General features: G+C 64.3%; 25 protein-coding genes and 4 tRNA genes. 22 read left to right on the top strand and 7 right to left on the bottom strand.

The window, feature by feature from the left end:
* Positions 1-130: 130 nt before the first annotated feature.
* The 4 genes from yidD to FR728_RS09225 all read left to right on the top strand — a co-directional run bounded on the left by yidD (position 131) and on the right by FR728_RS09225 (position 4646).
* Positions 131-463, top strand: coding sequence for a membrane protein insertion efficiency factor YidD (gene yidD / locus FR728_RS19565; protein WP_244304515.1), 333 nt, complete (start codon positions 131-133; stop codon positions 461-463).
* A 148-nt stretch (positions 464-611) separates the two neighbouring features.
* Complete coding sequence (locus FR728_RS09235; RefSeq protein WP_188318848.1) at positions 612-1418, top strand: glycosyltransferase family 25 protein; 807 nt, start codon at positions 612-614, stop codon at positions 1416-1418.
* Between the two features lie 157 nt (positions 1419-1575).
* Positions 1576-3561: a threonine--tRNA ligase gene (gene thrS, locus FR728_RS09230; RefSeq protein ID WP_149892405.1), complete on the top strand. Its 1986-nt coding sequence runs from the start codon at positions 1576-1578 to the stop codon at positions 3559-3561.
* A gap of 257 nt (positions 3562-3818) precedes the next feature.
* Positions 3819-4646 (top strand): lysophospholipid acyltransferase family protein, encoded by an 828-nt coding sequence (locus FR728_RS09225; protein ID WP_149892404.1) that lies wholly within the window; start codon positions 3819-3821, stop codon positions 4644-4646.
* Positions 4647-4680: 34 nt separating this feature from the next.
* Here the strand turns inward: FR728_RS09225 and FR728_RS09220 are convergent, their stop codons facing one another.
* Complete coding sequence (locus FR728_RS09220) at positions 4681-5814, bottom strand: hypothetical protein (protein WP_149892403.1); 1134 nt, start codon at positions 5812-5814, stop codon at positions 4681-4683.
* A 301-nt stretch (positions 5815-6115) separates the two neighbouring features.
* Here FR728_RS09220 and FR728_RS09215 point away from each other — a divergent pair, with 301 nt between their 5' ends.
* The 4 genes from FR728_RS09215 to FR728_RS09200 all read left to right on the top strand — a co-directional run bounded on the left by FR728_RS09215 (position 6116) and on the right by FR728_RS09200 (position 9937).
* On the top strand, positions 6116-6709 hold the full coding sequence (locus FR728_RS09215) for a nitroreductase family protein (protein ID WP_149892402.1): 594 nt from the start codon (positions 6116-6118) through the stop codon (positions 6707-6709).
* A 6-nt stretch (positions 6710-6715) separates the two neighbouring features.
* Entirely contained in the window at positions 6716-7318 is a 603-nt protein-coding gene (locus FR728_RS09210) for a flavin reductase family protein (RefSeq protein ID WP_149892401.1), read from the top strand.
* A gap of 269 nt (positions 7319-7587) precedes the next feature.
* Positions 7588-8616, top strand: a complete 1029-nt coding sequence (locus FR728_RS09205) for a lytic transglycosylase domain-containing protein (RefSeq protein ID WP_149892400.1) — start codon at positions 7588-7590, stop codon at positions 8614-8616.
* A 139-nt stretch (positions 8617-8755) separates the two neighbouring features.
* Positions 8756-9937, top strand: coding sequence for a DUF2336 domain-containing protein (locus FR728_RS09200; RefSeq protein ID WP_149892399.1), 1182 nt, complete (start codon positions 8756-8758; stop codon positions 9935-9937).
* Positions 9938-9991: 54 nt separating this feature from the next.
* On the opposite strand, the gene FR728_RS09195 is transcribed toward FR728_RS09200, so the two are convergent.
* From FR728_RS09195 to FR728_RS09185, 3 genes are all read right to left on the bottom strand, one after another.
* Positions 9992-10534 (bottom strand): Hpt domain-containing protein, encoded by a 543-nt coding sequence (locus FR728_RS09195; RefSeq protein WP_149892398.1) that lies wholly within the window; start codon positions 10532-10534, stop codon positions 9992-9994.
* Between the two features lie 134 nt (positions 10535-10668).
* Positions 10669-11478, bottom strand: coding sequence for an NAD kinase (locus FR728_RS09190; RefSeq protein ID WP_244304511.1), 810 nt, complete (start codon positions 11476-11478; stop codon positions 10669-10671).
* A 100-nt stretch (positions 11479-11578) separates the two neighbouring features.
* Positions 11579-12556: a trypsin-like serine peptidase gene (locus tag FR728_RS09185; protein WP_149892397.1), complete on the bottom strand. Its 978-nt coding sequence runs from the start codon at positions 12554-12556 to the stop codon at positions 11579-11581.
* A 319-nt stretch (positions 12557-12875) separates the two neighbouring features.
* Between FR728_RS09185 and FR728_RS09180 the strand changes: the two genes are divergently transcribed.
* The 4 genes from FR728_RS09180 to FR728_RS09165 all read left to right on the top strand — a co-directional run bounded on the left by FR728_RS09180 (position 12876) and on the right by FR728_RS09165 (position 16524).
* Entirely contained in the window at positions 12876-13781 is a 906-nt protein-coding gene (locus FR728_RS09180) for a metal ABC transporter substrate-binding protein (RefSeq protein WP_149893061.1), read from the top strand.
* A gap of 147 nt (positions 13782-13928) precedes the next feature.
* Positions 13929-14804 carry a manganese/iron ABC transporter ATP-binding protein gene (locus tag FR728_RS09175; RefSeq protein WP_149893060.1) on the top strand — a complete coding sequence of 292 codons (876 nt, stop codon included), beginning with the start codon at positions 13929-13931 and terminating at the stop codon, positions 14802-14804.
* Positions 14801-15682 (top strand): metal ABC transporter permease, encoded by an 882-nt coding sequence (locus tag FR728_RS09170; RefSeq protein ID WP_280115337.1) that lies wholly within the window; start codon positions 14801-14803, stop codon positions 15680-15682. Before FR728_RS09175 ends, FR728_RS09170 begins: the two co-directional genes overlap by 4 nt.
* A complete protein-coding gene (locus FR728_RS09165; protein WP_149892396.1) occupies positions 15682-16524 on the top strand; it encodes a metal ABC transporter permease in 843 nt (280 codons plus the stop codon). The genes FR728_RS09170 and FR728_RS09165 overlap by 1 nt, the downstream gene beginning before the upstream one ends.
* 24 nt (positions 16525-16548) lie before the next feature.
* Here FR728_RS09165 and FR728_RS09160 read toward each other — a convergent pair whose 3' ends face one another.
* Entirely contained in the window at positions 16549-17241 is a 693-nt protein-coding gene (locus FR728_RS09160; RefSeq protein WP_149892395.1) for a sugar transferase, read from the bottom strand.
* 287 nt (positions 17242-17528) lie between these two features.
* Positions 17529-17604, bottom strand: a tRNA-Thr gene (locus FR728_RS09155).
* Between the two features lie 494 nt (positions 17605-18098).
* Here FR728_RS09155 and hmuQ point away from each other — a divergent pair.
* The gene (hmuQ, locus tag FR728_RS09150; protein WP_149893058.1) at positions 18099-18413 is read left to right on the top strand and encodes a heme-degrading protein HmuQ; all 315 of its coding nucleotides are present in this window, start codon (positions 18099-18101) and stop codon (positions 18411-18413) included.
* A gap of 84 nt (positions 18414-18497) precedes the next feature.
* Positions 18498-18845, top strand: coding sequence for a VOC family protein (locus tag FR728_RS09145; protein WP_149892394.1), 348 nt, complete (start codon positions 18498-18500; stop codon positions 18843-18845).
* 25 nt (positions 18846-18870) lie between these two features.
* Here the strand turns inward: FR728_RS09145 and FR728_RS09140 are convergent, their stop codons facing one another.
* Positions 18871-19671, bottom strand: a complete 801-nt coding sequence (locus FR728_RS09140) for a TrmH family RNA methyltransferase (RefSeq protein ID WP_149892393.1) — start codon at positions 19669-19671, stop codon at positions 18871-18873.
* A 502-nt stretch (positions 19672-20173) separates the two neighbouring features.
* On the opposite strand from FR728_RS09140, the gene FR728_RS09135 reads away from it, so the two are divergent.
* The 8 genes from FR728_RS09135 to rplA all read left to right on the top strand — a co-directional run bounded on the left by FR728_RS09135 (position 20174) and on the right by rplA (position 24146).
* Positions 20174-20258 (top strand) — tRNA-Tyr (locus tag FR728_RS09135).
* A gap of 22 nt (positions 20259-20280) precedes the next feature.
* Positions 20281-20354 (top strand) — tRNA-Gly (locus FR728_RS09130).
* Positions 20355-20520: 166 nt separating this feature from the next.
* Positions 20521-21711, top strand: coding sequence for an elongation factor Tu (tuf, locus tag FR728_RS09125; protein WP_149892382.1), 1191 nt, complete (start codon positions 20521-20523; stop codon positions 21709-21711).
* 135 nt (positions 21712-21846) lie between these two features.
* Positions 21847-21922 (top strand) — tRNA-Trp (locus FR728_RS09120).
* A gap of 103 nt (positions 21923-22025) precedes the next feature.
* Complete coding sequence (secE, locus tag FR728_RS09115; protein WP_149892392.1) at positions 22026-22223, top strand: preprotein translocase subunit SecE; 198 nt, start codon at positions 22026-22028, stop codon at positions 22221-22223.
* Positions 22224-22278: 55 nt separating this feature from the next.
* Positions 22279-22809, top strand: coding sequence for a transcription termination/antitermination protein NusG (gene nusG, locus FR728_RS09110; RefSeq protein WP_149892391.1), 531 nt, complete (start codon positions 22279-22281; stop codon positions 22807-22809).
* A 205-nt stretch (positions 22810-23014) separates the two neighbouring features.
* Positions 23015-23443 carry a 50S ribosomal protein L11 gene (gene rplK, locus FR728_RS09105; protein WP_073011943.1) on the top strand — a complete coding sequence of 143 codons (429 nt, stop codon included), beginning with the start codon at positions 23015-23017 and terminating at the stop codon, positions 23441-23443.
* Positions 23444-23447: 4 nt separating this feature from the next.
* Positions 23448-24146, top strand: a complete 699-nt coding sequence (gene rplA, locus FR728_RS09100; protein WP_149892390.1) for a 50S ribosomal protein L1 — start codon at positions 23448-23450, stop codon at positions 24144-24146.
* The last annotated feature ends 253 nt before the right edge of the window (positions 24147-24399 follow it).

Here is a 24399-nt window from a genome sequence, read left to right as displayed (position 1 = left end):
CTCTGGTCATGTCCGGGATACCGCGAAGGATCCGGCGGGCCAGGGTGAGCAGCACCGCGATCCGGCCGTGTCTGCCGCGAATCTCGGGACATATGAGTCTTCGCGTGCGGCCTCACAGGCGCAGTTGCCTTTGCAGTCACCCTCTTGGCGGCAGGCCAGCTGGCCCGCCCGCGCAGGGCTGCTCTTCATCTGGATCTACCGTCATTCCCTGTCGCTGGTCATGGGCCGCGGCTGTCGCTATGCGCCGACCTGCTCCGATTATACGGCGCAGGCGCTGATGCGCTTCGGCCTGTGGCGCGGCGGCTGGGTGGGGCTCGCCCGCATCCTGCGCTGCCACCCCTGGAGCCCCTCGGGCTTCGATCCCGTGCCCGAAACCCTGCCCGCCCGCGCCCACTGGTTCCTGCCCTGGCGCTATGGCCAGTGGACGGGCGCGCATATGGACGACGCCAGTCGCCTGGGGTGAGGGGGCATTTTTACGGGTCTGTTCCTGTCGTATTGGTGCGACAGGTGGGTGTGCGACGGAAAATTTTCCGGCGGCGGGGCGCTTGACGCCGTCGTCCGCCTGCCTTTAACGGTCAGCTCTTTCATTATTGTTTTTCAGTGATTTGACCGTGTTTGTACCCTTCATTCAAGTTATCAACTTTCCCTCTCAGGTCGAGCGTCGGCGCTCCGTGGAACGTCAGATGGCCCGGCTTGGGCTGCCCTTCCAGTTTCTCGAGGCGGTCGATGGCAAGTCGCTTGGCGCGCAGGCCCATGAGGAATTCGGCGTGGCGCGGTTCGGGCTGGAGCAGCGCTTTCTTTCGCGCGGCGAGCTCGCCTGCTGCCTCAGTCATCGGCAGGCTCTGTTGAACCTGCTCTACAGCGATGCGCCCTACGGCGTAATCATGGAGGACGATGTCAGCCTTCCGGCAGATTTCGCCCGGTGGATCAGCGATCCCGCGATCTTTCCGGAAGGATGGGAGCTGGTCAGGCTCTCGGGCAGCTATCACCTGCCTTACCGGGGCTGGCCGGTCGCTCAGGTGCATGAGCGCATGGCTTATGTCTCTGATCGTGCTCCCTTCGGGTCCGCTTGCTATCTGGTCTCGCGGGACGGAGCGGCCAAGCTGCTGAGGAGCAGCAGGACCTTCCGTGAGCCGATTGATCTTCTCTATGGTCGTCAGCTGAAGACAGGGTGCCAGGTGCACGAGATCCTGCCCTATCCGGTCGGCTGGATGGACATGGAGACCTCCATTGGTGACCGATCGCAGCCTGCGCGGCGGCGGATGTCTCCTCTGGACCGGCTCGGCAGGAAGCTCTGGCGCGCTCGCATCTCGCTCGAACGCAGGCTCTGGCTCCTGCGCCGCATCGGGCTGCGCGCGGCCCTGAGGATCGACCGGGGCACGCGGGTGAACCTGTGGGAGAAAGGACCTGCCGGCTGAGGGCGGAAGGCGCGTTTGCCTCGAAACAGCCTCGCCGCACGGTCAACGTTGGGGATGAGCCGGTTGCCCCTCTGGCGCAAATCCCTTAAAGCTCCCCCATCTTCAAACTGCCAGATGCTTACCTGCCCTGTTTGCAGGAGTGAGCCGGAGACATGACATGACCGTTCAACTGACCTTCCCCGATAATTCCGTGCGCGAGATCGCTGTTGGCACCACCGGTGCCGCGGTGGCCGAGGGCATTTCCAAGTCGCTGGCCAAGAAGGCCGTGGCGATGACCCTCGACGGGGAACTCAAGGACCTTTCCGATCCGATCGACGCGGATGCGCGCATAGAGATCGTCACCCGTGACGATCCGCGGGCGCTGGAGCTGATCCGCCACGACGCCGCCCACGTGATGGCGGAGGCCGTGCAGGATCTGTGGCCGGGCACCCAGGTGACCATCGGCCCGGTGATCGAGAACGGCTTCTACTACGACTTCAAGCGCGTTCACCCGGAAGGTTCTGCCGACGCGGGCAAGGACTGGCCCTTCACGCCCGATGACCTGCCGGTCATCGAGAAGAAGATGCGCGAGATCATTGCGCGCGGGGCGGCCTTCACCAAGGAAATCTGGTCGCGCGACGAGGCCAAGGCCTATTTCGCCGCCAAGGGCGAGGCCTACAAGGTCGAGCTGGTCGACGCCATTCCGGAAGACCAGTCGCTGAAGATCTACAAGCAGGGCGAGTGGCTCGATCTCTGCCGTGGTCCGCACATGACCAACACCCGCCAGATCGGCGACAGCTTCAAGCTGATGAAGGTGGCCGGCGCCTATTGGCGCGGGGACAGCAACAACGAGATGCTGACCCGCATCTATGCCACCGCCTGGGCCAATGACGCGGATCTCAAGGGCTATCTCCACATGCTGGAGGAAGCCGAGAAGCGCGATCACCGCAAGCTCGGCCGCGAGATGGATCTCTTCCACTTCCAGGAAGAAGGTCCGGGCGTCGTGTTCTGGCATGCCAAGGGCTGGAGCCTGTTCCAGAAGCTGACCGCCTACATGCGCCGGCGTCTGGCGGCCGACTACGACGAGGTGAACGCGCCGCAGGTGCTCGACACCTCCCTGTGGGAGACCTCCGGTCACTGGGGCTGGTACAAGGAGAACATGTTCTCCGTCCAGTGCGCGGACACGGAAGCCGAGGACACCCGCGTCTTCGCGCTCAAGCCGATGAACTGCCCGGGTCACGTGCAGATCTTCAAGCACGGGCTGAAGTCCTACCGCGATCTGCCTTTGCGCCTTGCCGAATTCGGCATGGTGCACCGCTATGAGCCCTCGGGGGCCATGCACGGGCTGATGCGCGTGCGCGGCTTCACCCAGGATGACGCCCACATCTTCTGCACCGAAGAGCAGATGGCCGAAGAGTGCCTGAAGATCAACGATCTGATCCTCTCGGTCTACGAGCATTTCGGCTTCGAGCAGATCGTGGTCAAGCTGTCGACCCGTCCGGAAAAGCGCGTCGGATCCGACGAGCTCTGGGATCACGCCGAAGAGGTGATGGGCCGGGTTCTGAAGCAGATCGAGGAACGCTCGGGTGGCCGGGTGAAGACCGACATTCTGCCGGGCGAAGGTGCTTTCTACGGGCCGAAGTTCGAATACACCCTGAAGGATGCCATCGGCCGTGACTGGCAGTGCGGCACCACCCAGGTGGACTTCAACCTGCCGGAACGCTTCGGCGCCTTCTACGTGGACAAGGACGGGGAAAAGAAGACCCCGGTCATGATCCACCGCGCCATCTGCGGCTCCATGGAACGGTTCCTCGGCATTCTGATCGAGAACTTCGCCGGGCACTTCCCGCTGTGGCTCGCGCCGCTGCAGGTCGTGGTCGCCACGATTACCTCGGATGCGGATGACTATGGCCGCGAAGTGGCTGAGAAGCTCAAGGCGGCCGGTCTCTCCGTGGAGACCGACTTCCGCAACGAGAAGATCAACTACAAGGTCCGCGAGCATTCGCTGGCCAAGGTTCCGGTCATCGTCGTCTGCGGCAAGCGCGAAGCGGAAGAGCGCACGGTGAACGTGCGTCGCCTCGGGTCCAAGGACCAGACGTCCATGACCCTGGACGACGCGATCGCCGCCTTCGTGGAAGAGGCCATCGCGCCGGACCTGAAGTGATCCTCTCGCGCTGAGCGATCGTTGAAAGATGAGAAAGCCCGGGCCGTGTGCCCGGGCTTTTTTCGTCTGGTGGGGGGAGGGCTGGTCTTCGCTGCCGGGAGACCTCAGACCGCCCATACCCCTCCGTCGTCCCGGCCGGACGAGGGGCGGGGGTGTATTTGTGCGGGGTTGCGCCGGGTGTCACGAAACGGCAATGAATTGCGGGCTATGGCTGGCGATTATTTGCCTGCTCAGATCCGGTCGCGGGAGAGACTGCCTTGGACCACGCGGAATTCAGCTATGCAAATCCGGATCACCCGCTGTTGAAGCGGGTCGTCATCCGGGCCATCGAGGGGCTGTCCGGCCGGCGCCAGCTGCTGAAGACCTACGCGCTGTGGCGGGAGAGCTTCGTCGGCACGTCCCCGACCATCTGGGGGGATCTTCTGGGGCTGATCAATCTGAACGTGGCGCTGGAGGCGGATGCCTGGCCGCCGCGCGACCTTCCGCAGGGCCCGCTGGTGATCATCGCCAACCACCCTTATGGCATCGGCGACGGGCTGGCGATCCTGTCGCTTGCCGAGCAGCTGGGGCGCCCCTTCAAGATCCTCATCAACAACGAGCTGCTGAAGGTGCCGGAAGTGCGGCCCTTCTCGCTTCCCGTCGATTTCGAGGAAACGAAAGACGCGCTGAAGACCAACATGCAGACCCGGAGGCAAGCGCTGGAGCTTCTGGCCGCCGGGGGCACGGTGGTGGTGTTCCCGGGCGGAGGGGTGGCGACCGCCCGCAAGCCCTTCGGCCGGGCGGAGGAACTGCCGTGGAAGACCTTCACGGCGAAGATGATCCGCTCGTCGCGGGCAACGGTCCTGCCGATCTATTTCCACGGCCAGAACTCGTGGCTGTTCCACCTGGTGTCCGGGTTCTCGCTCACCCTGCGCCTGTCGCTTCTGGTGCGCGAGTTCCGCAGGCTGCTCGGTTCGGCCATCACCACCCGGGCGGGCGTGCCCATCCCTTACGAGACGCTTGCCGGCTTCCGGGACCAGAAGGAAGTCATGGATTACCTGCAGGGTCAGGTGATGCGACTTGCTGGCAGCGATCCGCTGGCCTGATCGGCGTCAGGCTCTATTTCGCGCCATCGAATGATCAGTCGCTGGCCGCCCGGCTCAGGGCGCTGGCGGTCACCACTTCGACTTCCCGGTCCTCGCCATCCTTCACGGAGAAATCGCTGCGATAGATCTCGCCGTTGTTGCGGGCGATGACCTCGTAGTCGCCGGCCGCCAGGACAAAGTCCGGGAAGGCGCCGGAGGCTTCCACCACCACGTCGCCGCCGGTGTTCAACACGGTCCAGGAGGTGTTGGCGATGGCCTCGCCGCCGGGCGCGTTGACGAGCTTCAGCGTGATGTCGGCGGCCTGGTGATAGATGCGGGCTTCGGTCAGCTTGCCGGGCAGAACCTGCACGTTGGCGCGCACGATGGCGTTGATGTCGCCGTAGCGGGAGACGATGTGGTAGGTGTCGGCGGCCAGGCGGATGATCTTGCCGGGGTGCACGTCGCGGGCCACGAGGTTGCGCTCGCCGCGCTCGTTGAAGTCCGAGCCGTAGATGTCGAAGCTCAGGGGCGCCGAGGTCAGGGGCGTGTCGTGTTCCGAGGACGCGCTCAGCAGCACGCCGCCGGCGTTCAGGATCACTTCCTTGGGCTTGGCCTCGCGGCCGATGACGATCCGGTTGGTGCGCGTGGCATAGCCATAGGCGGTGTGGATGAGATAGGCGCCCGGATCGAGGCGGAATTCCGCGTCGCCGCCTTCTGCCTGAGCCACCAGCTCCAGACGTCCGTCGTCGCTGGAAGTTTCCGAATAGATGCGCCACATCACGCCGCTGGGCAGGGGCGGGCTGTCCTCGGTCAGGCGGGCGGTCAGGTAAAGCGCACCCTGCTGCACTTCCAGCGTTCCGCCGGGCAGGCTGCGCACGGCCGGGGCGTAGGGGATCAGGGTGTTGGAAAAGAGCGGCTTGGGCTCACGGTCCAGAAGGTTCTCGATCGGATCCTGCGGCGTGAGGTCGACGCTTTCCTCTGCCGAGGGCTTGGGCCGGGGCACGGCAGCCGTGAACTCGCCTTCGGCGCGGGCCGGCAAGCAGGCGGTGGCGGTGAGGAGAGCGGCCATCGCCGTCGAGCCGCACCAGCGCGCGAGGATCCGCAGGCCATCGTCCGGCGCCGGGTGGCGGGACGGGGCCAGTGACGGGGCCTGCGTCTGGGTCCGGGGCGAGGCGGGGCTTCGGGTCATCGGGTCACGGCGGTCCGGGTCTCGGGTTTCGGCTCCGGCATGCGTTTCGGCAGCCGTCTGGCCAGGTTAGGAGCGCTCGGCACATGATCGGACCGGCGAGGGCACGCGGGACGTGACGGCGCCTGTCCGGGTGACTCGCCCAAGCTGACGAGCCTGCCTCATGAGCACCTGGTGTTGTGTGCCCGAAAATCGGGCGAATTCAAGACATTTCTGTCGAAGTTGACAAGTCTCGCCATTGATTTAAGTCCTAGGGCGCCGGTGTCCAGCCGGCGTCCGTCCAGCCGAAGGGGTCCTGTCCTCCATGTCCGAATTCGCTCCGCGCCATCAGGCCGCGCTCGACTTCCTGCTTTCCCGGCGGTCCCACCCTTGCGTCACCATGAGTGAACCGGGGCCGGGCGAGGCCGATCTCAATGCCATTCTCACCGTTGCCTCCCGCGTGCCGGATCACGGCAAGCTGGCGCCCTGGCGCTTCATCGTCTACCGGGGCGAGGCGCGCACCCGCATCGGCGCAAAGCTTCTGGAGATCGCCGAGGCCCGCGGCACCGTGGGGGGCGATGCACAGCGCGAGCAGGAGCTGACCCGCTTTACCCGTGCTCCGATCGTCATTGGCGTGGTGTCCAAGGCGGCCCTTCATCCCAAGATCCCGGTGTGGGAGCAGGAGCTCTCCGTGGGGGCCTCGGCCATGAACCTGGTCAACGCGGCCGCCGCCAGCGGCTTTGCGGCCCAGTGGTTGAGCGAATGGTACTGTTTCGACGAGGACGCTGCCCGCTACCTGGGAGCGGGCGAGGGCGAGCGCTTCGCCGGTTTCGTCCATATCGGCACGCCGACCCAGGCTCCGTTTGAACGTCCGCGCCCGGCGCTGGAAGATATCGTCAGCGACTGGCAGGAAGGATAAGTTCCCATGTTCTACACGACCGAAGCCAATGATCACGGCCTGCCGCACAATCCGTTCAAGGCCATCGTCAGCCCGCGCCCCATCGGCTGGATCTCCACGCTGGACGGGGAGGGGCGGCCAAATCTGGCGCCCTACAGCTTCTTCAATGCGGTGAGCGATGCCCCGCCGACGGTGATGTTCGCCTCTTCCGGCTACAAGGACACGGTGTCGAACGTGGATGCGACCGGCGAGTTCGTCTGCAACTTTGCCAGCCATGATCTTTCGGCGGAGATGAACGCGAGTTCCGCGCCTCTTGCCCATGGGGAGAGCGAGTTCGAGCGCGCCGGCCTCATCACCGCGCCGTCCTTGCTGGTGAAGGCATCGCGGGTGGCCAAGGCCTATGCGGCGCTGGAGTGCAAGCATCTCTTCACCCGCCGCCTGAACGATCTGGACGGCAAGGACACGAATTCCTGGGTGGTCTTCGGTCAGGTCGTGGGCGTGCATATCGCGGAAGAGGCGATCGTGGACGGACGTTTCGACGTCACCCGCGTGCGGGCCCTCTCGCGGCTGGGCTACATGGACTATGCGGTGGTGGACGAGGTCTTCCAGCTGGCACGTCCGGGCGCCTGAGGCGCGCTGCTGGCGGCGAATCTCCGGGCGAGGGGACTGTCTGCCCCTTCCTGCCTTTCGCAAACTGCAAGATCCCGGGCCGCTGGCGGAGACCCTCGCCAGCGGCCCTTCTGTTTTCGCCAAGTCACGGGCCAGTCAGGGCGCTTTCCCCTTGTGCCGCGCGCGAAATCTTACCGAAGGCAGGGGATCAGAGATCCGCGTTAACCATTTGTTAACCTCCTGAGCGCGAGATTAACGAACAGGTAACGGTTCCATCGAGGAGAAGGGACATGCGTGTAGCAGACTCTGCCTCGATCGCGTCTCGGATCGAGCAGGCATTCCAGACAGCTTCCACCAGTACGGGAGCTTCCTTCGACTATCTCGTCAAGACGGCCATGCGCGAATCGTCCCTCGAGCCGACCGCCAAGGCCAAGACCTCTTCCGCGACCGGACTGTTCCAGTTCATCGAGAGCACCTGGCTGGAGACCATGAAGGAATCTGGCAAGGAGCTCGGGCTCGGCCAGTATGCGGACCAGATCTCCCGGACGCGCAATGGCAAATACACGGTCTCCGATCCGCAGGCGCGCAGAGAGATCCTTGACCTGCGCAAGGATCCGGAAATCTCCGCCCTGATGGCCGGGGCCCTGACCCAGAAGAATGCCCAGACCCTGTCGTCCAAGCTCGGCCGCAACGCGACCGAGGGCGAGCTCTACATGGCGCATTTCCTCGGGGCGAGCGGCGCATCGCGGCTGATCCAGGCCACCGAGCAGAACGGTGGGCAGACGGCGGCAGATCTTTTCCCGACCCAGGCGCGGGCGAACAAGGCGATCTTCTTCAACCGGGATGGCTCCGCACGCAGCGCCAATGAAGTCTATGCGGAGATTACCTCCAAGCATGATGTGGCAACGCAGCTGGTGCAGGTGGCGGGACTTGAGAAGAGCCGCGCGGTCGCACCGATGGCAGCCACCGGAGCAACGCAGGAGACTGCCGAGCTCGGGGCCTCCATCGACGAGGCGACGCAGCGGGTGGTGAGTGCCTTCCAGGCGACCCAGAGCAACAATCCGTTCGAGGCCCTGTTCCGCAACTCGGTGTCCAGTTCGGAAAGCCGGCTTGCGAGCAGCTTCGCCTCCGCCTATGCAGCGACGGAAGAGGCGCCGCTTTTCACCCGGCTCAGCGCTTCGGCTTCCAAGGTCGCAGCGCAGGAGATGGCGGCTGCCGATCCGCAGCCCCAGCGCCTCGGAGACGGTCCGCTCGACCTGACCAAGTTCCTCAACTATCGCCTCGACGAAGAGCAGAAAGACCTGCGCCCGCCGGTCTGATCCTGCCGCTTTCCGCGCTCAGTTGCCGGGTTTCCGGGCCCTCGTCCCGCACGATCCCCTCGTGAAATTTATGGTGAACTGAACGTTAAGGGTTTGATGTCACCCTTGTTTCAAGAACAAGGATTGATGTCGCCTCGCCATGCTTATTCCGCAATACCTGACCTGGTTGCAGACCGCCGAAGACGGCCCGAGGGCAGACTCCGCGCGGGTTCTGGCGCGTGTGTGGCTCCAGTCTCCGCTGGACGCTGCCCAGCGGGAAGAAGTGCGGGCTGCGCTGATCGTGTTGCTGGATGATCCTTGCGCTGCCGTGCGTCAGGGGCTCGGCGAGACCTTTGCCGCCAGCGACAGGACCCCGAGGGCGGTGCTCTTCGGCCTGCTTCAGGCCGAGGACGAGGCTGCCCTGCCGCTGCTGCGCCAGTCGCCGCTGCTGGGCGACGGCGATCTGATCGTCGCGCTGGGAGAGGACAGCACCGAGCGGCAGGTGGCCATTGCGTCGCGCGCCGAGCTGTCACCGGCCCTGTCGGCTGCCATCGCGGAGATTGCCGGACCGGAGGCCTGCGCGGCGCTGCTCGACAATGCGGGCGCGCGGCTGGTCCCCGGCACCCTGCGCCGTCTTGCGAGCCGCTTCGGCGGCGTCTCGAGCGTGCGCGAGCGGCTTCTGGCTCGTGGCGACCTGACCGTCACCCATCGCTATGATCTTCTCGTGCTGCGCCTGCTGGAGCAGGTTGCCGGATGCCTGTCGCCGGCGGATGAGACCAAGGGCGACGGGCTGGTGTCCCGTCTTCCCGCCGGTGTGGAGGAAGAAACTTCCGACCGGGTTGCCCTGCAGGTGGCGGAGGCGGCAAGCGACAGCGATCTAGAGTCCCTCATCGAGCATCTGCGCAGGAACGGCCGTCTGACCACCCGGCTTCTGCTGCGGGCCCTGTGCTGCGGCCGCATGCGGCTTGTCACGCGCATGCTTTCCCGGCTGACGGATCTGCCGGTCGAGCGGGTCGAGCGGGTTCTGGGCGGCGAGGGCGGTGCCCAGCTGCGCGCCCTGCTGCGCAAGGCCGGGGTTCCGGTGCGGGCGCATCAGACCTTCCAGTTGGCGCTCTGGGCGCTGAAGGATCTCGGCGGGACGCCGGCCTCGGATCTGGCGCTGCGTCAGGCGCGCGAGCTGACCGAAACCCTGACCAGCGAGTTGCAGGACGAGGCGCTGGGCGAAAACGGCGATATTCTGGGCTTCCTGCGCAGCTTTGCCCTCGACGTGTCGCGGGCGGAGGCGCGGGCCTATCTGCGTCAGGCCGTTCGCGGCCAGATCGCTGCGGCGAGCGCGGCCTAGAACAGCCGCGACACGGGCCAGGATCCGGCCCGGCGCGCCGTCTGAAAACAGATCCTAGAAGGAGGAGGCCTCGTCGTCTTCCCGTGCCGCGGCATAGGGGGCGATGACGTCTGCCGTCACGGAGCGCAGGGTGGCCAGAAGCTCGGCACCGGTCTGGTTGTTTTCGTCCCGGGCATTTTCCAGAACCATTGCGCGGATGGATTCCACGTGGCGGGCCAGAAGAGCCGGGGGGATCTTGTCCACCGAGGGCACGCATTCAATGAGCGTGCAGAGGCTGCCGGCCACTTCACCGATCAGCGGATAGCCGAGGGTCTGGGCTTGGCCCTTGATGTTGTGGGCGGCCTGATAGAGCGGATCGAGGGTGTCGGCGTTCAGGCCGTCCCGGCGGATGACGTCATGCTGTTCGACCAGCGCGCGCGCCTCTGTTTCCATCCAGTTGGGAAAGTTCTTGGCCAGCCGGGCAATGGCCTGCTCGGCCGCCTTGACCGGATCGAATTTTGCGGCCTCGCGCTTGCTCATGACACGCACCTTCTTGCGCCATTCATCCGGTGGCGTGATGTACTCGACGTCTTCGGACGGTTTGTCAGCGCTGGTCATTCTCGTTCCGTTTCATTCCTCGGGCCCTGCGCTTTCGCGCGCAGGAAAAAATGCTTTTCCGATTATACGTTGATTCCCTCACGCACCGATGACAAGGGCCTCGAAAATTTTAGCGATATCTTGTCGCGGGAGGATCAGTAGCGGAACATTTCGGTGAGGATGCGCTCGTCCCAGCCGTGGTCGCCATCGAACATGATCAGCCCGTCGATGCTGCTTTCTTCCCACAGGGACACACGGGCGACGTTGCGGATCTCCGCGTGGTCGGCCGAGGCGCTGACCGGGCGCTTGCGCGGCTCCAGCACGTCGATGTCGACCTTTGCCCGGTTGGGCAGAAGGGCACCGCGCCAGCGGCGGGGACGGAAGGGGCTGATGGGGGTGAGCGCCAGCAGCGGAGCCTGCAGGGGCAGGATTGGCCCGTGGGCGGAGAGGTTGTAGGCGGTGCTGCCGGCCGGCGTCGCCACAAGACAGCCGTCGCAGATCAGCTCCTCCAGCCGCACCCGGCGGTCGACGGAAATGCGCAGGCGGGCCGCCTGGGAGGTCTGGCGCAGGAGCGAAACCTCGTTGATCGCCTTGGCGTGGTGGATATGGCCGGTCTGGTCCACCACCTCCATGCCCAGGGGGTGAATGGTTGTCACCTCGGCCGTGGCGAGACGCTCGCGCAGGCCTTCCACCTTGTATTCGTTCATGAGGAAGCCGACGGAGCCCCGGTTCATGCCGTAGATCGGCGTGCCGGAGCCCATGTAGGCGTGGAGCGTCTGCAGCATGAGGCCGTCGCCGCCCAGGGCCACGATCACATCCGCTTCGGTGAGGGGAACGTTGCCATAGACGCCGGTGAGCTCTTCGAGCGCGGCGTTGGCCTCCGGCGTGCCGCTCGCCACGAAACCGATGTGCTCCAGGCTCCGCGGAGAGAGCGTGTCCAGCGGTGCGTCCATCAGGTCCTGCATGTCTGCCTGCGTCGAGTGTTGCGTGCCGTGACCCGTCGGGTCTCGGGATACTTAACAGGACGGTGCCCTGATTGGCCACGGCTATTTTGACGGGTGAGCCTCAGTCGAGGGCTGGCCTCAGGGGAGCGGCCCCCGGGTCGGGAGCATGATCGCCCTCGCCGGGTACTCCCTCAAAGGGCACTGTGTCGGAGAGCGGGACGGGGGCGAAGGCGTCGCAGCTGGCGGTGGCCAGAAGCGGCTGCCAGCGGGTGTGGGGCACCACGACGGAAGCCTTTTCGCCGGCAGTCGCCGACATGATGGCGGCGATCTTCAGCTCGCCCCTGTCGCGCAGGAAGACCGGTCCGCCCGATGCGCCCTGCTTGGTCTGGCAATCCGTGACCCAGCTGCCTTCCACCGCGCCGATCACGTGGCAGGCAGGATCGGCCGTGGGCAGGAAGCGTCGGTCCTTGTGATAGCCGACGGAGACGAGCGTCGCGTCGCGCTCCGGCAGGGCGGTATCCAGCGGAGAAACCTGATCGACCAGGGGCAGGTCGGAGGGACGGTCCAGAATGATCAGGGCCACGTCGGAATAGAGGGTCTGGAGCTGAGGCGTGGCCTTGGGGTCGTAATCCGGGTCGACGCGGAAACAGGCGGCCTGCAGGCGGGCGGAATAGTCTTCCCGACGCACGCCGGCCAGGAACACCACGTCTTCCGGCCGGAAGGGGGTGCCGGTCACCCGGTCGAAGAGGCAGTGGGCGGCGGTGAGGACCACATCCGGGCGGATCAGGGTGCCGGTGCACATGGAGGTGCTGCGGTATCCCGCCCGGTTGACCCGGCCGATGGAGGCCCAGGGATGGGCGTCGCTGTCGATGATCGCGAGCCCGTCCTTGCCGAGACCCGGCGCGACGCCCGGCAGGGGCGGCAGAGGCTCAGCCGTCTGGGCCACGGCAAGGGCAGGTGGAAGACTCAGAAGGACCGTCAGCCCGACAAAGGAGAGCGCGCGTCGGGCGCGACGGGCAAGTGCGGTGATCCGCGGCTTGCGGCACGCGGGCGCCGTGACTGCGGCCGGGCCGGAGAAGCGGCGCAATGACACGGGCATGGGGAACCTCCCTCGGCAAAAGACCGGGCCTTGCCCGCCATCTTGAAAGGAAAGCCTAGCGTTCAGCCGTTAATCGGGGCTGAATGGGCCTTGCGAAACCGGGCGGTCATCCTGTCATGGACCCCGTCGCGAGATTGCATTTGACTTGTTGCAAATCATTCGCATTATCATTTCAGGCGCAGGACCTCCGTGCCCCTGTGCCTGTTCTCCCCCTTCGGATCGGCTCTTCCGCCCGTTTCCGTTCCAGTGTCTTGCAGAAAGTGATGTCATGTCTTGCGCCCCGCGTGCCTTGTCCAAGCTCTGCCGTCGCCTGCCCCTGATGGCCCGCTCCCTTGCGGGCTCGGCTCTGGCCGGAGGGCTGTGGCTGGGGGCGGTGGCTGTGACCCCGGTGCAGGCGGCCGAGTTCAAGGTGGTGACCACCTTCACGGTGATCGCAGACATGGTGCGGCGGGTGGCGGGTGACGCGGCCGAGGTGGAAAGCATCACCCGGCCGGGTGCGGAGATCCACCGCTACGAGCCCACGCCGCGCGATCTTCTTCGCGCCCATGATGCGGATCTGGTGGTGTGGAACGGCATGAACCTGGAGCTCTGGTTCGAGCAGTTCCTCTCCAATCTCGGCGGATTGCCCTCCGTGGTGCTGTCCGACGGTGTGGAGCCCATCGCCATCGGGGAGGGGAGCTATGAAGGCAAGCCTAACCCCCATGCCTGGATGTCGCCCACCAATGCGCTGATCTATGTCGACAACATCGAGAGGGCGCTGGTCGCGCATGATCCGGAAAATGCCGAGACCTATCGCGCCAATGCGGAGGCCTATCGGGCCGAGATCCGGTCCGCGCTCGAGCCGCTGGCGGCCATGGTCCGGGAGATCCCGGAGGATCAGCGCTGGCTCGTTTCCTGCGAGGGCGCGTTTTCCTATCTGGCGCGGGATCTGGGGCTGAAGGAACTCTACCTCTGGCCGATCAACGCTGACCAGACCGGCACGCCGCAACAGGTGAAGAAGGTGATCGACACGGTCCGGACCAACAAGATCCCGGCGGTGTTCTGCGAGAGCACCGTCAACACGGATCCGGCGAAGCAGGTGGCGCGGGAGACCGGTGCCCGCTATGGCGGCGATCTCTTCGTCGACAGCCTGTCGACGCCGGATGGCCCCGTGCCGACCTATCTGGATCTGCTGCGAACGACCACCTCCACCGTGGTGCATGGTCTCGCCGGCACATCGAACTAGATTTCTCTCGGGCGTCGTCCGGAGAGGGGCGGCGCCTTTTCCAGCAAGGGCGCCAGGGGCTCCCGAAGGACGCATTTCGTGACGCATTCGACCCACGACGATTTCCAGACTGCAGATCCCTCCCGCGCCGGCGTCTGGGCCCGGGACATGACCGTTTCCTATCGCAACGGGGTGACGGCCCTGCGCCACGCCACGTTCAGCGTGCCGCGCGGCAGCATCTCCGCCCTTGTCGGCGTCAATGGCGCGGGCAAGTCGACCCTGTTCAAGGCGCTGATGGGCTTCCTGCCGCTCAGCGGCGGCGAGGTGTCGATCCTGGGCCAAGGGGTCGCCAAGGCCCTGAAGTCCGGGGCGGTCGCCTATGTGCCCCAGGCCGAAGAGGTGGACTGGAGCTTCCCCGTTCTCGTGGAAGACGTGGTGATGATGGGGCGCTACGGGCGCATGGGTTTCCTGCGCATTCCCTCCGCGCGCGACCGGGATGCGGTGCGCACGGCGCTCGAGCGCGTCAACATGCTGCCCTTCGCGAAACGGCAGATCGGCGAACTCTCCGGCGGTCAGCGCAAGCGGGTGTTCCTGGCCCGCGCGCTTGCCCAGGAGGGCGAGGTGATCCTGCTGGACGAGCCCTTCACCGGCGTGGACGTGCAGACGGAAGAGGCGATCATCGAGCTGCTGCGCGAATTGCGCGCCGAGGGCAAGGTGATGCTCGTCTCCACTCATAATCTCGGGTCCGTGCCGGAGTTCTGCGACCAGACCATTCTGGTCAAGGGCACGGTTCTGGCCTATGGACCGACACCCGAGATATTCACGCGCGACAATCTCGAACGCGCCTTCGGCGGCGTGCTGCGGCACTTCGTGCTCGGCGGCTCGGATCTGCATGATGATGATGACGCGCGTCAGGTGACGATCATCACCGACGACGAGCGGCCCTTCGTGCTCTATGCCGATGAAACCCGCACGACGACGGCGCGGGGCGAGGGACCGGCGGCCGGGCAGGACCCGACCGGCGGGCAGGGAGCCGCGTCATGATGCCTCTCCTCTCAACCCTGCTGGAGCCCTTTTCCTACGGCTACATGACCAGCGCCATTCTGGTCAGCGCGCTGGTGGGCGGGGTTTGCGCGTTCCTCTCTGCCTATCTGATGCTGAAGGGATGGTCGCTGATCGGCGACGCGCTCAGCCACTCCATCGTCCCCGGCGTGGCGGGGGCCTACATGTTGGGCCTCCCCTTCGCGCTGGGCGCCTTTCTCTCCGGCGGTCTGGCGGCGGGCGCCATGCTGTTTCTCAACCAGCGAACGGGGCTGAAGGAAGACACGGTGATCGGCCTGATCTTCACCGGCTTCTTCGGTCTCGGGCTTTTCATGGTCTCCGTCTCGCCGGTGCAGGTGGACGTGCAGACGATCATTCTGGGCAACATCCTGGCCATCACCCCGGAGGACACGCTCCAGCTGGTGGCCATCGGTCTGGTGTCGCTGGTGATCCTCCTGCTGAAGTGGAAGGACCTGATGGTCGCCTTCTTCGACGAGAATCACGCCCGCTCCATCGGCTTGAAGCCCGGACGGCTGAAGTTCCTCTTTTTCGTGCTGCTGTCGGCCTGCTGTGTGGCCGCGCTCCAGACCGTGGGGGCGTTTCTGGTGATTGCCATGGTGGTGACGCCAGGCGCGACCGCCTATCTGCTGTGCGACCGGTTCCAGCGGCTCCTGCTGTTGAGCGTGCTGATCGGCGCGATGACCAGCTTCGTCGGGGCCTATCTGTCCTATTTCCTCGACGGGGCGACGGGCGGACTGATCATCACCCTGCAGACGCTGGTCTTCCTGGTGGTTTTCGTGGTGGCACCGAAACACGGGCTCCTGGCGTCGCGGCGTCGCAGGGGCGAGGCGCTGGCCCTGCCGGGCGAGGAGATCCGCTGATGGACGAGTATCTGCTGCCCTTCCAGTTTCCCTTCATGCAGAACGCCTTTCTGGTGGCCCTGCTGCTGGCGCCGCCCACGGCCATCCTGTCCTGTTTCCTCGTCCTCAAGGGCTGGTCGCTGATGGGGGATGCGATTTCCCACGCGGTTCTGCCCGGGGTGGTGATTGCCTATATCCTCAACATTCCCCTGATGATCGGGGCCTTTGCCGCGGGCATGGTTTGCGCGCTCGCCACCGGCTACCTCAAGGAGAACAGCCGGGTGAAGCAGGACACGGTGATGGGCGTCGTGTTTTCGGGCATGTTCGGCTTCGGGCTGGTGCTCTACACCAAGATCTCCACCAACGTGCACCTCGACCACATTCTCTTCGGCAACATGCTGGGGGTGGGCAGCGATGACCTGCTGACCGCGGGGCTGATCTCGCTGGTCGTCACCGGGCTTCTGCTGGTGTTCTGGAAGGACCTGCTGCTGCAGGCCTTCGATCCGGCCCAGGCGCAGGCGCTGGGTCTGCCGGTGCGCCTTCTCCACTACGGACTGCTGGCGGTGCTGTCGCTGACGATCGTGGGAACGCTGAAGGCGGTCGGCCTGATCCTCGCGGTCGGGCTGCTGATCGGGCCCGGCGCCATTGCCTTCCTGGTGACGCGCCGCTTTGCGCCGATGATGGGCGTGGCCGTGGCTGTGACCGTGCTGGCCCTCACCGGCGGCGTCTATCTCAGCTTCTTCCTGGACAGTGCCCCGGCTCCCACCGCCATTCTGTTGCTGACGGTGTTCTTCCTTGCGGCCTTCGGGGTCAAGGTGGTGCGCCAGAGCCGGGCCGAGCGGGCCGGTCACGCCGAAGCCTGACCGGCCGTCCGCGAGACGATCCGCTCAGGAGCCGCTGGCGCGGAAGAATTCCTGAGCCACAGTGCGGGCGATGATCTTCACATCCAGGGCGAGGGACTGGGTTTCGATGTATTCGAGATCCAGTTCCAGCCGGCCCCGCGCGGCGCGGGCATCACGGGTTTCGCCGCGAAATCCGTTGACCTGGGCCAGTCCGGTGAGGCCGGGCCTGACGCGATGGCGCATGGGATAGCGCAGGTCGAATTCCTCGTAAGGCACCCCGTTTGCGCGCATGCCCGGCACATGGGGCCGGGGCCCGACGAGGGACATGTCCCCCTTCAGGATGTTCAGAAGCTGCGGCAATTCGTCGAAGTTGCTGCGGCGCAGGAAGCGGCCGAGCGGCGTGATGCGCGGATCGTTCTCCACGGTCTGGGCCACGCCCGACTGGTCGCAGCGGTCGGTGTGCATGGAGCGGAACTTGTAGGTGATGAACGTGTCTCCGCCGAGCCCGTGGCGGGCCTGGCGGAAGAGCACCGGGCCCGGGCTTGTCGCCTTGATGGCAATGGCAATGCCTGCCAGCAGCGGCGAGAGCAGAACGAGCCCGGCCGTCGCACCGACAAGATCGAGGCTTCGCTTGGCAATGCGCTGGCTCAGGGGGCGTGTGTGGCTTGCGCCGGGGTGAAACAGAAGCCGGGCGCGGCCCGACGCGGTCTTTTCAAATGAATAAAAATCATGGGTCATGAAAACGGCACCTGAAACAAGAAAACTGAAGGCTGCCCTGCCCGGAACCTTAGACGCAAACCGGGGGCGTCGTCCCCATCATCCTTTCCAAAGGGTTAATGGGCGCGGTGCCAAGCCTGCGTCATTCATGCAATGTTAGGAGTTTCAGGGGGCTGCGCACAAGCAACCCTCGCGGGTGCGGCAAGCGCCTGACGCCGCAGGGTGAGCCCGGGTGCGTAGGAAAGCGCACAGATGGCCGCGCAGGCGCGCAGCTACGCGTCATGAAAGATCGGAAAAAGAAGGGGGACTGGTGCCGGCAGCAGGATTCGAACCCGCGACCCCGAGATTACAAATCACGTGCTCTACCAGCTGAGCTATACCGGCGCCGAGTGGTGCTTCTAGCAGATTGTTTCCGTGATGCCAGCCCGAAATCGTGCTTCGGGGCAAGTCCTTGCTGTTTATCCAGAGGAAGAGGCAGGGACTAGCGTCATGAGCCGTGCCGCATGGGAGGGTGGGTACCGTTGCGCCGACCCTTTGACGGCCGCCACTGACGACGACCCGGTGAAGTCAGCCCACTCAAGCCGGCCCAATGATGCCAGCCCAGTGACGCCGACCCAGTGACGCCGACCCAGAGACCTCGAACCAATGACCTTGCGCCAATGACGGTGCCGCAATGATGGCCGGCATGTCGGTTGCCGACCGAGGGAGGTTGCGTCGCCGCTTTAACTTGAGTATTAGATTCAGCATAAATGACGACCTCGACCGGCCGGGGCGGCGCGATGGCCGTATGTGCCGGCGGCGCCCTGAGGCAGGGGCTTGCCAGCGGCCATGTCCGCCGGGCCGGACGGAAGGGGTCTACAAGCCATGGAGTGGATGCGATGTTCGTCGCGATGAACAGGTTTCGGGTCAACAAGGGTCAGGAAGAGGCCTTCGAGGCGGTCTGGCGCAATCGGGACAGCCAGCTGAGCGAGCTGGAAGGGTTCAAGACCTTCCACCTGCTGAAGGGTCCGGAAGCCGAGAATGGCGAAACCGTTCTCTATGCCTCCCACACGATCTGGGAAACCAAGGACAATTTCATCGCCTGGACCAAGTCCGAGCAGTTCCGCAATGCCCACAAGAATGCCGGGACGAGCAAGGGCCTCTATGCCGGTCCGCCGCAGTTCGAGGGATTTGAATCGGTCGTCGGCGATTAAGTCGCGCGATCATCACTAATTGGGTGAGCTTGACGGCTGTGCGGAATGTCTTCGCTCAGCCGTTTTTACGAGTGGGGGTCTTCCATGACGGATGAAATCGAAGTTCTGCCGGTGCTGCCGTCCCTGTCCTTTGACGAGACGCGCGCCTTCTACTGCGACCGCCTCGGGTTCGAGGTTGTCTATGGCAGCGAGACGCGGCTGATCCTGCGCCGGCAGGAGATGGAGCTGCATTTCTGGAAGACGGACCGCAGGGAGCTCTGCGAGGCCAGCAGCTGCTATCTGCGCGGCGGGCGTGTCGACGGGCTGTTCGAGGAATTCTCGGAAAAGGCCGTTCCGGGCCTGAGCGACTTCGCCGTTCGCCCGTGGAACATGAAGGAATTCTATCTTCATGACCCTCACGGGACCCTGCTGACCTTTGCGCGGATCCCGTGAGGGGAAGGGTTTCGGATGCGTCCGATCAGAGGCCCAGCTTCTTGCGGGCGACATAGAGAGAGAGCACGGCGGCGTTCGATACGTTGAGCGAACGGATCTCGCCGGGCATGTCGAGGCGCGCCAGGGTGCCGCAGGCTTCCCGCACGCCCTGACGCACGCCCTTGCCCTCGGAGCCGAGCACCAGCACCGTCCGGTCGCCGAAGTCGGTGTCTTCCAGGGTGGCGGGGCCATCGCTGTCGAGCGCGATGCACGTGAAGCCCTGATCCTTCATTTCGTCGATGAAGCGGGACATGTTCTTCACCCGCACATGGCGGATCATGTCGAGGGCGCCGCTGGCGGACTTGGCGAGGACCGGGCCTTCTTCCGGCGCATGCCGTTCGGTGGTGACCACCGCATCCACCGCCAGAGCTACCGCCGAACGCAGGATCGCGCCGACATTATGCGGGTCGGTCACCTGGTCGAGTGCGAGAACCAGCCTTGCGCCCTTCAGGTCGAAGGAGCCATAGGCGGGGAGGGGATCGGCCTCCAGGATCATGCCCTGATGTACCGCGTCCTTGGTGACCATGCGGTCCAGTTCGCGCGGCATCTTCATTTCCACCGGCACGTCGATCTTCACGCCCCGCTCCTGGAGACGGTTGACCGCATTCTCCGTCGCATAGAGCTTGATGCGCTTGCGGGCACGGTTGGCAAAGGCCGCTTCCACGGTGTGGAGGCCATAAAGGAGGACCGGCCCTTCCGGCGGCAGGCCGGGACGGCGCGGACCGGGTTTCACGAAGGGCTTCTTCTTGCGCGCGTAGGCGCCGGGTTTCTGGGGCGTGTCAGTCATGAGCCCCGTTTAATCCTGCGGCCGGGGCTGTGCAATGGAAATCGCGGGGGAACTGGCGGGCGCGTGGTGCACCTGCGAGTGCTTTCGTCCGGTGCGCTCAAAGGGAGAGGACAGGAGAGGCGGTCAGGTTGGTGCGGGTCGGATTCCCTCTTCCGAAGACTGAGGCGATATCCGACCGGGCGGCGATCCCCGTGCAATCTGACAGGGTGTGATTTGTCCACAAGCCGTCGGGTTTGCGGTAATCCACAGGCAGGCGACGGAGGGTTAAGTTACGGAAAACAGCAGGAATTTGCGATTTCGGAGCGGGCGAGCGGGGCGCTGTCGGCAGGGCGGGAAGGGTGGCTTTCGAGGTTTTGCAAACTTTTTGACGGCTCTTCCGAAAATGGCCGTTGACACCGAGAGGCCCCATCTGCATAACACGCCGCAACGGGATTGCTCGTCCCCAACGGACGGGCTCTTCGGTTAAGCCATCCTGACCGCTTCGGCGCGAAGAGGACGAGATGGAGGAGTGCCCGAGTGGCTAAAGGGGACGGACTGTAAATCCGTTGGCTAAGCCTACGTTGGTTCGAATCCAACCTCCTCCACCATCGCCCTTCTTGTTGCTGTTGCGCGGGTGTAGCTCAATGGTAGAGCAGCAGCCTTCCAAGCTGATGACGAGGGTTCGATTCCCTTCACCCGCTCCATCATTGGGGCTGACTGAAGTGTTCGGCATGGAAGATGATCCAAGCCAGACAAATCTCGAAAAGAATTCACGGGAAGCGATTCGTCGTCATCGGACCCCGATCGCCGGAAAGCGTCCCGCCTCGAGCCTTTATCGACTGAAACGCGTATTGGACAGAGAGCGACGCGATGGCAAAGGAAAAATTCGAGCGTAACAAGCCGCACGTCAACATCGGCACCATTGGCCACGTTGACCATGGCAAGACCACGCTGACCGCTGCAATCACCATGACCCTGGCTGAAGTCGGCGGCGCAACCGCCAAGGCCTACGACCAGATCGACGCTGCTCCGGAAGAGCGCGCTCGCGGCATCACCATCTCCACCGCACACGTGGAATATGAAACCGCAGCCCGCCACTACGCACACGTCGACTGCCCGGGCCACGCCGACTACGTCAAGAACATGATCACCGGTGCTGCCCAGATGGACGGCGCGATCCTGGTGTGCTCCGCAGCTGACGGCCCGATGCCGCAGACCCGCGAACACATCCTGCTCGCTCGCCAGGTTGGCGTTCCGGCTCTGGTCGTGTTCCTGAACAAGGTCGACCAGGTTGACGACGAAGAGCTGCTGGAACTGGTGGAAATGGAAGTTCGCGAACTTCTGTCTTCCTACGAATTCCCGGGCGACGACATTCCGATCGTGAAGGGCTCTGCTCTGGCTGCCGTGGAAAACCGCGACGAAGCCATCGGCCGTGGCGCGATCCGCGAACTGATGAACGCCGTCGACGAGTACATTCCGACCCCGGAACGTCCGCGCGACCAGCCGTTCCTGATGCCGATCGAAGACGTGTTCTCCATCTCCGGCCGTGGCACCGTGGTGACCGGTCGTGTGGAACGCGGCATCGTGAAGGTGGGTGAAGAAGTCGAGATCGTCGGCATCAAGGACACCCGCAAGACGACTGTCACCGGTGTGGAAATGTTCCGCAAGCTGCTGGATAGCGGCGAAGCTGGTGATAACATCGGCGCTCTGATTCGCGGCGTTGCCCGTGAAGACGTCGAGCGTGGCCAGGTTCTTTGCAAGCCGGGTTCTGTGACCCCGCACACGAAGTTCAAGGCTGAGGCTTACATCCTCACCAAGGAAGAAGGCGGTCGTCACACCCCGTTCTTCACCAACTACCGTCCGCAGTTCTACTTCCGCACGACCGACGTGACGGGTGTGGTTGAACTGCCGGAAGGCACCGAGATGGTGATGCCGGGCGACAACGTCTCCGTCGTCGTCACGCTGATCGTGCCGATCGCCATGGAAGACGGCCTGCGCTTCGCTATCCGCGAAGGTGGCCGTACCGTCGGCGCCGGCGTGGTTGCCTCCATCATCGCCTGATCGGCGAGAGAAATTCGATTGCCGGGCGCTTGTCGCCCGGCGGTCAAACACCGCCTCGAAACTCTTCGCAAGGGGAGGATCTGGGAGGGTTCAAGAGCAGAGCCTCCGGTATCTGATGCCTGGGGTTCCTTTTGAAGGGGTATAGCTCAGCTGGTAGAGCGACGGTCTCCAAAACCGTAGGTCGCGGGTTCGAACCCTGCTGCCCCTGCCATTTTGCTCTTGATCATTGGCTCCTGAGGGCTTAAAGAGCTTTCTCGGGTGAGGCGCGCGGAGTTTTCTGCGCGCCCACTCGTGTTTAACAGACCGGAATCGGAATGGCCAAGACCAATCCCTTTACATTCGCTCAGCAGGTTCGCAACGAAGTGGCCAAGGTTGTCTGGCCGTCCCGTCGCGAAACCGCAATCACGACCCTGATGGTCTTCATCATGGTGGTGGTCGCATCCCTTTTCTTCCTGCTCGCCGATCAGCTGATGGGCTGGGGGGTTGGGCTGCTCCTGGGTGTGGCCGGCTGAGCCTTCGGGCTTGTCCGCCGGTCGACTGAAACAATACGGAACGGATTAGAGGGTCATGGCCAAGCGCTGGTACATCGTGCATGCCTATTCCAATTTCGAGAAGAAGGTTGCAGAAGCCATTCGCGAGAAGGCGGAGCAGAACGGTCTGACCGATCTGTTCGAGGAAATCCTCGTTCCCATGGAAAAGGTCGTCGAAGTGCGCCGCGGCCGCAAGGTTGACGCAGAGCGCAAGTTCTTCCCGGGCTACGTCCTGGTGAAGATGGAGATGACCAACGAGGCGTTCCACCTGATCAAGGACACGCCGCGTGTCACCGGGTTCTTGGGGCAGGACAACAAGCCGACCCCGATCCCGGAAAAGGAAGCCATGCGCATTCTGCACCAGGTGCAGGAAGGCGTCGAGCGTCCGAAGCCCTCCGTCAGCTTCGAGGTTGGCGAGAACGTCCGGGTCTCCGATGGTCCGTTTGCCTCCTTCTCCGGCATTGTCGAGGAAGTGGATGACGAGCGGGCCCGCCTGAAGGTGGCAGTGTCCATCTTCGGTCGTGCGACCCCGGTGGAACTGGAATTCGGTCAGGTCGACAAGGTCTGATCCGGCAGGCGCCGGTCGTGGTTTCACGAGCGGTGCCGACGCATGTCCGACACCTCGATCCGCGCAGGGTTTCCGGCGGAGCGGGCAGGGCAGGCGGATAGAAGTGGGTGGAAGGTACGGGCACTCTTCGCCGGGTGTCCTTGAAGGCCAGACCACCAACTCCTGACAACAGCCGCGTCAAGCGGCGACGCTATTGGAGATGAAAATGGCGAAGAAAATTGACGGCTACATCAAGCTGCAAGTTCCGGCCGGTTCGGCGACCCCGTCGCCCCCCATCGGTCCGGCTCTCGGTCAGCGCGGCCTGAACATCATGGAATTCTGCAAGGCGTTCAACGCCCAGACGCAGGACATCGAAAAGGGCGCTCCGTGCCCGGTGGTGATCACGTACTTCTCCGACAAGTCGTTCACCTTCGCGATCAAGACCGCTCCGGTTTCCTTCTTCCTGAAGAAGGCCGCTGGTCTGAAGTCCGGTTCCAAGACCCCGGGTCGTGGCACCGTCGGTTCCGTCACCAAGGCCCAGGTCAAGGAAATTGCCGAAGCCAAGATGAAGGATCTGAACGCCAACGACATCGAAGCAGCAATGCTGATGGTTGAAGGTTCCGCCCGTTCCATGGGCCTCGAGGTCACGGAGTAAGAACATGGCGAAGGTTGGAAAGCGTATCCGCGCCGCCCGTGAGGGCATTGACCGCAACAAGACCTATGCTCTGTCCGACGCAATCGGCATGATCAAGGAACGCGGCACCGCGAAGTTCGACGAAACCGTCGAAGTTGCCCTGAACCTGGGTGTTGACCCGCGTCACGCCGACCAGATGGTCCGTGGCGTCTGCATCCTGCCGAACGGCACCGGCAAGACCGTCCGCGTGGCTGTCTTTGCTCGTGGCGACAAGGCCGAGGAAGCAAAGGCTGCCGGTGCAGACATCGTCGGCGCCGAAGAGCTGGTCAACGAAGTCCAGTCCGGCAAGATCGACTTCGATCGCTGCATCGCGACCCCGGACATGATGCCGCTCGTCGGCCGTCTCGGTAAGGTCCTCGGCCCGCGCGGCCTGATGCCGAACCCGAAGGTTGGCACCGTGACCCCGGACGTCAAGACCGCCGTGAACGATGCCAAGGGTGGCGCCGTTCAGTTCCGCGTCGAAAAGGCCGGTATCATCCATGCAGGCGTTGGCAAGGTTTCCTTTGCTGCTGAAGCCCTGCAGGAAAACATCAAGGCCCTGGTCGATGCGGTCCAGAAGGCCAAGCCGTCCGGCTCCAAGGGCACCTACCTGAAGCGCATCGCCGTGAGCTCCACCATGGGCCCGGGCGTGAAGGTGGATGTTGCCAGCCTGTCGGCTGAGTAATCCCTTCGCGGCGAGAGGCTGACCTCTCGCCGCATTCAAGAATTCCCTGCCGGGTCAAACCGGTGGGGATGGTCCGGCGGTTCGCCGCCGGATCCCCTGTCCGAGACTGCAGGTGCCGGGAAACCGGTCTAAGTCAATTTGGGCCTGCATAGATGGGTGAGAACCCTTTTCGTCCCGCCAGGGACAACAAGGTTCGAACCAAGCCTTGCTGCGTGCTTGCTTTCAGGCACGAGGCGAGGGGACAGGACCCTGA

Origin of the sequence: Roseibium aestuarii (assembly GCF_008477545.1) — a bacterium.
GTDB lineage: Bacteria > Pseudomonadota > Alphaproteobacteria > Rhizobiales > Stappiaceae > Roseibium > Roseibium aestuarii.
The sequence above is the reverse complement of the archived record's forward strand: the minus strand, read 5'-3'. Positions and strand labels throughout refer to the sequence as shown.

Coding starts and splice junctions, on each gene's coding strand:
- thrS (WP_149892405.1), top strand. CDS start 1,576: ATGACCGTTCAACTGACCTTCCCCGATAATTCCGTGCGCGAGATCGCT.
- FR728_RS09220 (WP_149892403.1), bottom strand. CDS start 5,814: ATGACCCGAAGCCCCGCCTCGCCCCGGACCCAGACGCAGGCCCCGTCA.
- FR728_RS09215 (WP_149892402.1), top strand. CDS start 6,116: ATGTCCGAATTCGCTCCGCGCCATCAGGCCGCGCTCGACTTCCTGCTT.
- FR728_RS09210 (WP_149892401.1), top strand. CDS start 6,716: ATGTTCTACACGACCGAAGCCAATGATCACGGCCTGCCGCACAATCCG.
- FR728_RS09205 (WP_149892400.1), top strand. CDS start 7,588: ATGCGTGTAGCAGACTCTGCCTCGATCGCGTCTCGGATCGAGCAGGCA.
- FR728_RS09200 (WP_149892399.1), top strand. CDS start 8,756: ATGCTTATTCCGCAATACCTGACCTGGTTGCAGACCGCCGAAGACGGC.
- FR728_RS09195 (WP_149892398.1), bottom strand. CDS start 10,534: ATGACCAGCGCTGACAAACCGTCCGAAGACGTCGAGTACATCACGCCA.
- FR728_RS09190 (WP_244304511.1), bottom strand. CDS start 11,478: ATGCAGGACCTGATGGACGCACCGCTGGACACGCTCTCTCCGCGGAGC.
- FR728_RS09185 (WP_149892397.1), bottom strand. CDS start 12,556: ATGCCCGTGTCATTGCGCCGCTTCTCCGGCCCGGCCGCAGTCACGGCG.
- FR728_RS09180 (WP_149893061.1), top strand. CDS start 12,876: ATGGCCCGCTCCCTTGCGGGCTCGGCTCTGGCCGGAGGGCTGTGGCTG.
- FR728_RS09175 (WP_149893060.1), top strand. CDS start 13,929: ATGACCGTTTCCTATCGCAACGGGGTGACGGCCCTGCGCCACGCCACG.
- FR728_RS09170 (WP_280115337.1), top strand. CDS start 14,801: ATGATGCCTCTCCTCTCAACCCTGCTGGAGCCCTTTTCCTACGGCTAC.
- FR728_RS09165 (WP_149892396.1), top strand. CDS start 15,682: ATGGACGAGTATCTGCTGCCCTTCCAGTTTCCCTTCATGCAGAACGCC.
- FR728_RS09160 (WP_149892395.1), bottom strand. CDS start 17,241: ATGACCCATGATTTTTATTCATTTGAAAAGACCGCGTCGGGCCGCGCC.
- hmuQ (WP_149893058.1), top strand. CDS start 18,099: ATGTTCGTCGCGATGAACAGGTTTCGGGTCAACAAGGGTCAGGAAGAG.
- FR728_RS09145 (WP_149892394.1), top strand. CDS start 18,498: ATGACGGATGAAATCGAAGTTCTGCCGGTGCTGCCGTCCCTGTCCTTT.
- FR728_RS09140 (WP_149892393.1), bottom strand. CDS start 19,671: ATGACTGACACGCCCCAGAAACCCGGCGCCTACGCGCGCAAGAAGAAG.
- tuf (WP_149892382.1), top strand. CDS start 20,521: ATGGCAAAGGAAAAATTCGAGCGTAACAAGCCGCACGTCAACATCGGC.
- secE (WP_149892392.1), top strand. CDS start 22,026: ATGGCCAAGACCAATCCCTTTACATTCGCTCAGCAGGTTCGCAACGAA.
- nusG (WP_149892391.1), top strand. CDS start 22,279: ATGGCCAAGCGCTGGTACATCGTGCATGCCTATTCCAATTTCGAGAAG.
- rplK (WP_073011943.1), top strand. CDS start 23,015: ATGGCGAAGAAAATTGACGGCTACATCAAGCTGCAAGTTCCGGCCGGT.
- rplA (WP_149892390.1), top strand. CDS start 23,448: ATGGCGAAGGTTGGAAAGCGTATCCGCGCCGCCCGTGAGGGCATTGAC.